This is a genomic window from Bacillus sp. AF62 (genome assembly GCF_050312695.1).
Classification (GTDB): Bacteria; Bacillota; Bacilli; order Bacillales; family Bacillaceae_G; genus Bacillus_A; species Bacillus_A cereus.
Genome location: NZ_JBNPJZ010000147.1, coordinates 1 through 4381 on the forward strand (window position 1 = coordinate 1; position 4381 = coordinate 4381).

Sequence of the window (4381 nt, forward strand, 5' to 3'; positions counted from 1 at the left end):
GAAAAGCTTGCGTCTGTTTTGTTTTTGCCGGAGCAAGTTAATTTAGAAGATCAGAGTAAAGACCTACAAAAATTGGATACACGAGATATTAAGAATCTTGCAAAAGATATGTTAGACTTTGTGGCCGTTGCTTTCCACATACCACCATCATTATTAAGTGGAATGAGCGAAGGTGGTATCTCTACTTCTGGTAATCCTACTGGTGACCTAGATCATTTCATACTTTTCTCTGTTAGACCAATCGGTGACATGATTGCTAACGAGTACAACAAAAAGATGTTTACTAGAGATCAATTTTTAAACAAAACTTATATCAAATTTGATATGAAGAACTTTAAATTGTTTGACCTAACAAAGTTCGCAAACGCTGTGGACAAACTATTCGCTGTTGGTGGCATGAGTATAAACGATGTGTTAGAACGATTAGGAAAAGAACAAATAGAAGAAGATTGGGCTAATGAACGTTATGTTACTAAGAACTATGAGAGAGCAAGAATAAGCGGAACGATGGAAGGGAGTGAAAATGATGGAAATGGAAAAGATTCAACCGAAGTTCCTAATGATGGAGAATCAGGAGAACAGTAAAAAAGTTGTTGCTTATATGCATGGAACTGTTGGCGCTGGTTGGTGGGGCGATATTAACGCAAAGAAAACTCGTGAAATGTTCGATAACATGGATGCTGACGAAATTGAATTACACATTCATTCTGTCGGCGGTGATGCTTTTGAAGGGATTGCAATTTGTAACTATTTGCGAAGCCACAAGGCCAAAGTTACTGCAGTTGTTGATGGAATTGCAGCGTCAGCAGCTTCTTTGATTGCAATGGGCGCTGACAAAATTATCATGCCATCTAATACAACAATGATGGTTCATAGGGCTTCAACTTATGCGTACGGTAATGCTGATTCGTTAGAAAAGCAAGCCAACATGTTACGCGATGTTGATGATGCTTTGATCCAATCATATAGAAATCGTTTTAACGGTGAATTTCACGAATTAGAAGCGTTACTTGACAACGAAACGTACATGACCGCTGAAACAGCTAAATCGTATGGTTTCTGTGATGAAATTGTAGATTCAATAGAAAGTGTGGCCAACGAAGAACCAGAAGAAGAAGTACCTATCGAAAATGAAGGTGACAAACGTATTCAAAATGCTGAGAAATCAGCAAATTTTATGGCTTCATTATTACAATCTATCAAACTATAGGGGGAACTTTACAATGGGTAAAGATTTAGAAACTAAAATTGACAATCGTCAAAATTTAAGCGAAGTTTTAGCAAGTGGAACACCTGAACAGGTAGATAACGCTTTGGTACAATTCGCGCAAGGTATTCAAAACGAAATTCTACAACAAGCTTCTGTACAATCTAGTGACCAAGCTATCCTAGCCGCACGCGGTGGACGTGCTTTAACTAGCCAAGAAACAAAATATTACAACCAAGTAATTGCTGGTAATTCCTTTGCTGGCACGGAAGCATTGGTGCCACCAACTGTTATCGAACGAGTATTTGAAGACTTAGTTGGTTCTCACGAATTACTTTCAAAAATTAACTTTGTGAACGTTGGTGCTTTAACGGAATGGATTCTGAAAAAGGGTGATGTTCAAACAGCGTTCTGGGGCAAATTATGTGCTGCTCATAAAGAACTGTTAGACGAAGGTTTCGAAACAATTCACATCAGCCAATACAAACTATCTGCTTTCATGCCTGTATGTAAGGCAATGCTTGATTTAGGCCCAGTATGGTTAGACCGATATGTTCGTACTGTATTAGTTGAATCTTTAAAAATCGCTTTAGAAGTAGCCATTGTTCGCGGTACGGGTAAAGATCAACCTATCGGTATGATGAAAGATTTATTAAATGTTGCGAACGGAGAAAATGCTGATAAAGCTGTAACAGCTGTTCTAAAAGACCTTTCTCCTTACACGTTAGGTAACATCATGGCTTTACTTACTCGTGACGGGAAACGTAACCCTGACAATGTCATGTTAATTGTGAATCCAGTTGATTACTGGGCTAAAGTTTACGGTTACACGACACGCCCTAATGCAGATGGAACTTACGCTTATAATGTTCTTCCGATTCCAGGTTCAATTGTTAAATCTAACGCTGTTCCAAAAGGGAAACTAGTTGTAGGTATGGCGAAAGACTACTTCTTAGGATTAGGCGGTGCGCAACGTTTAGATGTGTACGACCAAACTCGTGCTATCGAAGACGAAGATTTATACATTGCTAAAATGTATGCGAACGGTCGTGCTGATCGTAATGATTCGTTCTTAGTTTACGATATTTCTGGTTTAGTTGATCCAAACACGCCAGTAATGCCACCAGCTTCTAAATAAGAGGTGATCGTATATGGAAAATGAACAAGCAAAGGCGGTTGTAGTATCGCCTTTCGATTTGATTAATGATGTGAAAGAAGCACTAGCCATTACGTGGGATGAGGAAGACAATAACATCCTAAAGCTGATAGATCGTTCTGTTTACTATATGAATGATGTAGTAGGCGTTGAACTTGATCTGAAGATCAATTTATCCGCACGTGAGTTAGTTATAAATCGCATCCGATACGAGTATAATAATGCTCTTGATCAATATGAAACGAACTTTGAACAACCACTTTCCAGGTTGATTTTACACGTTGCCTTAAAAGAGAGGGAAGTGTAATGGCAATCGAACGACATAGAAAGACTTACAATGACGGGTTTGTAAGTGTCATAGAGAAGAAAACGATTCGAAATGCCACTAAGAAAGTAATTGGATATGAAAATGTCGAGATAATCAAACTTAGATTTGCAGAACTTTCATGTCGTGAGATGGATATGCAGCTAGTGAATAGTGTGGGGAAACAGTTAGATAGGAAGATTGAAACGTTGTATGCTCCTATATTTAAAAGAAAAGATGTGGACAACCTAACTCTCAAATTGCGTGGCGTTTCTTACAGCATTATTAAAGCTGATCGTTTTCAAAACAGTATGTATTTCTATTTACAAAAGGTAGGTGGTCTTGATGACACGGAACGAACTGATTGAGAAGTATAATGTCAAACTGGTTGAGCACTTAGAATCATTCTTCAGTGGCGCTCAAGTTTATCAGGATATTGTACAAGAAGATGAAGCGAATCTATCCACAATTCATCATGTGGTGTTTGAGACTGGCGGATTCGAAAGGACAGGTGCTACAAATTACACCCAGGAAGTTACTGTTTATTTCTTCTCGGAAAATAGAGAAGACTTGGACAACCTGCAATTAGAATTTATGGGCAGCCTTTCTAAAACTGGCCACACTTGCAATAAGTCGCTCAAAGACAGAATGAAAAAGAAAGACACTGAATTCTTTGTGGATGTACTCACTTTTGAATTGACGAGGAATATCAAACTTGTCTGCTAAATTTAGCGTTGATTCGGCGCAATTTGAAGCGTACCAAAGGAACATTGAGCGATTACCAAACGTTGCAGAGAAAATTATTAATGAAGAGTTAAAAAAGAAAATATCACCTATTATGCAAAAGTCTATCCTTGGTTTCATACCGATTTCAGATAGAAAGAAACCACACGCAAAACTATCGAAGGCCATTCAAGGGACTTTAAAAGAAAACTTAACATTAACCCTAAAGCCGAAAGTTAAATATGCGTATCTAGTTTTCCCGGATTTAGGAGTCGGGAAGAGTAAAGGTAATAAACCCGAGTTGTTTATGGAGCATGGTGTGGACAGAGAAATGAATAAATCTGTCCAAGAGCTTAATAAAGCCTTGATAGAAGAAATGAATAAGACATTAGGAGGAAATTAAATGCCTACAACTACGATTGACGTGTTTGACGCCGTCGAGATTAAGAACGCAAGTTTACTTTTTAAAGGTGAATCCGTAACAAGCCCTTTCGGATGTATCGGTAAATTAGATGCAGAAACGGAAATCAAAACAATCTCAAAAATTTGCGGTGGTGTAACGAAAAAGAAAAAAGCGAAACCAACACGATTAACTGTTAAAATCTCAGGACACATGGATTTAAAAGTGGCCCGTAAAATTTTCGGCCTTAAAAACGAAGGTTTAATCAATGATGTATACTCGTATGGCATGAAAAGTGTGGGGGAAGACTTCTCATTCGTCGCTGAAGAATACGATACATTCGAAGATAATAACCGTTTAATCGCGTTCCCTAATTGCTCTGCCGCTACTGGATTTGTTAAGAGTATCGAAAATGGAGCAGACGAGTTAGCAGAATTTGAAGTGGAAATTACAGCTTTACCTGACGCTTATGGTGAATTCTACTATGAAGGTATGAACTTGCCAGCAGACGTTCAAAAAAAATGGTTAACTACATTCAATCCTGCTGAACTACGTAAGGTTACACCAAAATAAAAATACGCAGGGCGCTCT

8 protein-coding genes are annotated in these 4381 nt (G+C 38.3%); all 8 read left to right on the forward strand.

The genetic code is table 11. The features are described from left to right. The coding region (locus ACQRBL_RS30555) for a phage portal protein (RefSeq protein ID WP_336295097.1) at positions 1–585 on the forward strand (585 nt) is incomplete at its 5' end. After that, positions 527–1210: a head maturation protease, ClpP-related gene (locus ACQRBL_RS30560; protein ID WP_098687047.1), complete on the forward strand. Its 684-nt coding sequence runs from the start codon at positions 527–529 to the stop codon at positions 1208–1210. The genes ACQRBL_RS30555 and ACQRBL_RS30560, both read left to right, overlap by 59 nt. Before the next feature lie 13 nt (positions 1211–1223). Further along, on the forward strand, positions 1224–2345 hold the full coding sequence (locus ACQRBL_RS30565) for a phage major capsid protein (protein WP_023523042.1): 1122 nt from the start codon (positions 1224–1226) through the stop codon (positions 2343–2345). Positions 2346–2358: 13 nt separating this feature from the next. Beyond that, the gene (locus tag ACQRBL_RS30570) at positions 2359–2670 is read left to right on the forward strand and encodes a hypothetical protein (protein ID WP_023523041.1); all 312 of its coding nucleotides are present in this window, start codon (positions 2359–2361) and stop codon (positions 2668–2670) included. Then, complete coding sequence (locus ACQRBL_RS30575; protein ID WP_000963828.1) at positions 2670–3035, forward strand: hypothetical protein; 366 nt, start codon at positions 2670–2672, stop codon at positions 3033–3035. The genes ACQRBL_RS30570 and ACQRBL_RS30575 overlap by 1 nt, the downstream gene beginning before the upstream one ends. Continuing rightward, the gene (locus ACQRBL_RS30580) at positions 3013–3393 is read left to right on the forward strand and encodes a hypothetical protein (RefSeq protein ID WP_023523040.1); all 381 of its coding nucleotides are present in this window, start codon (positions 3013–3015) and stop codon (positions 3391–3393) included. The genes ACQRBL_RS30575 and ACQRBL_RS30580 overlap by 23 nt, the downstream gene beginning before the upstream one ends. Next, on the forward strand, positions 3383–3793 hold the full coding sequence (locus ACQRBL_RS30585; protein ID WP_023523039.1) for a hypothetical protein: 411 nt from the start codon (positions 3383–3385) through the stop codon (positions 3791–3793). The genes ACQRBL_RS30580 and ACQRBL_RS30585 overlap by 11 nt, the downstream gene beginning before the upstream one ends. Further along, a complete protein-coding gene (locus ACQRBL_RS30590) occupies positions 3794–4363 on the forward strand; it encodes a hypothetical protein (RefSeq protein WP_001143441.1) in 570 nt (189 codons plus the stop codon). It begins immediately after the preceding gene. The last annotated feature ends 18 nt before the right edge of the window (positions 4364–4381 follow it).

Excerpts from the sequence above, each read along its gene's own strand:
- ACQRBL_RS30560 (WP_098687047.1), top strand. The coding sequence starts at position 527 with ATGGAAATGGAAAAGATTCAACCGAAGTTCCTAATGATGGAGAATCAG.
- ACQRBL_RS30565 (WP_023523042.1), top strand. The coding sequence starts at position 1,224 with ATGGGTAAAGATTTAGAAACTAAAATTGACAATCGTCAAAATTTAAGC.
- ACQRBL_RS30570 (WP_023523041.1), top strand. The coding sequence starts at position 2,359 with ATGGAAAATGAACAAGCAAAGGCGGTTGTAGTATCGCCTTTCGATTTG.
- ACQRBL_RS30575 (WP_000963828.1), top strand. The coding sequence starts at position 2,670 with ATGGCAATCGAACGACATAGAAAGACTTACAATGACGGGTTTGTAAGT.
- ACQRBL_RS30580 (WP_023523040.1), top strand. The coding sequence starts at position 3,013 with ATGACACGGAACGAACTGATTGAGAAGTATAATGTCAAACTGGTTGAG.
- ACQRBL_RS30590 (WP_001143441.1), top strand. The coding sequence starts at position 3,794 with ATGCCTACAACTACGATTGACGTGTTTGACGCCGTCGAGATTAAGAAC.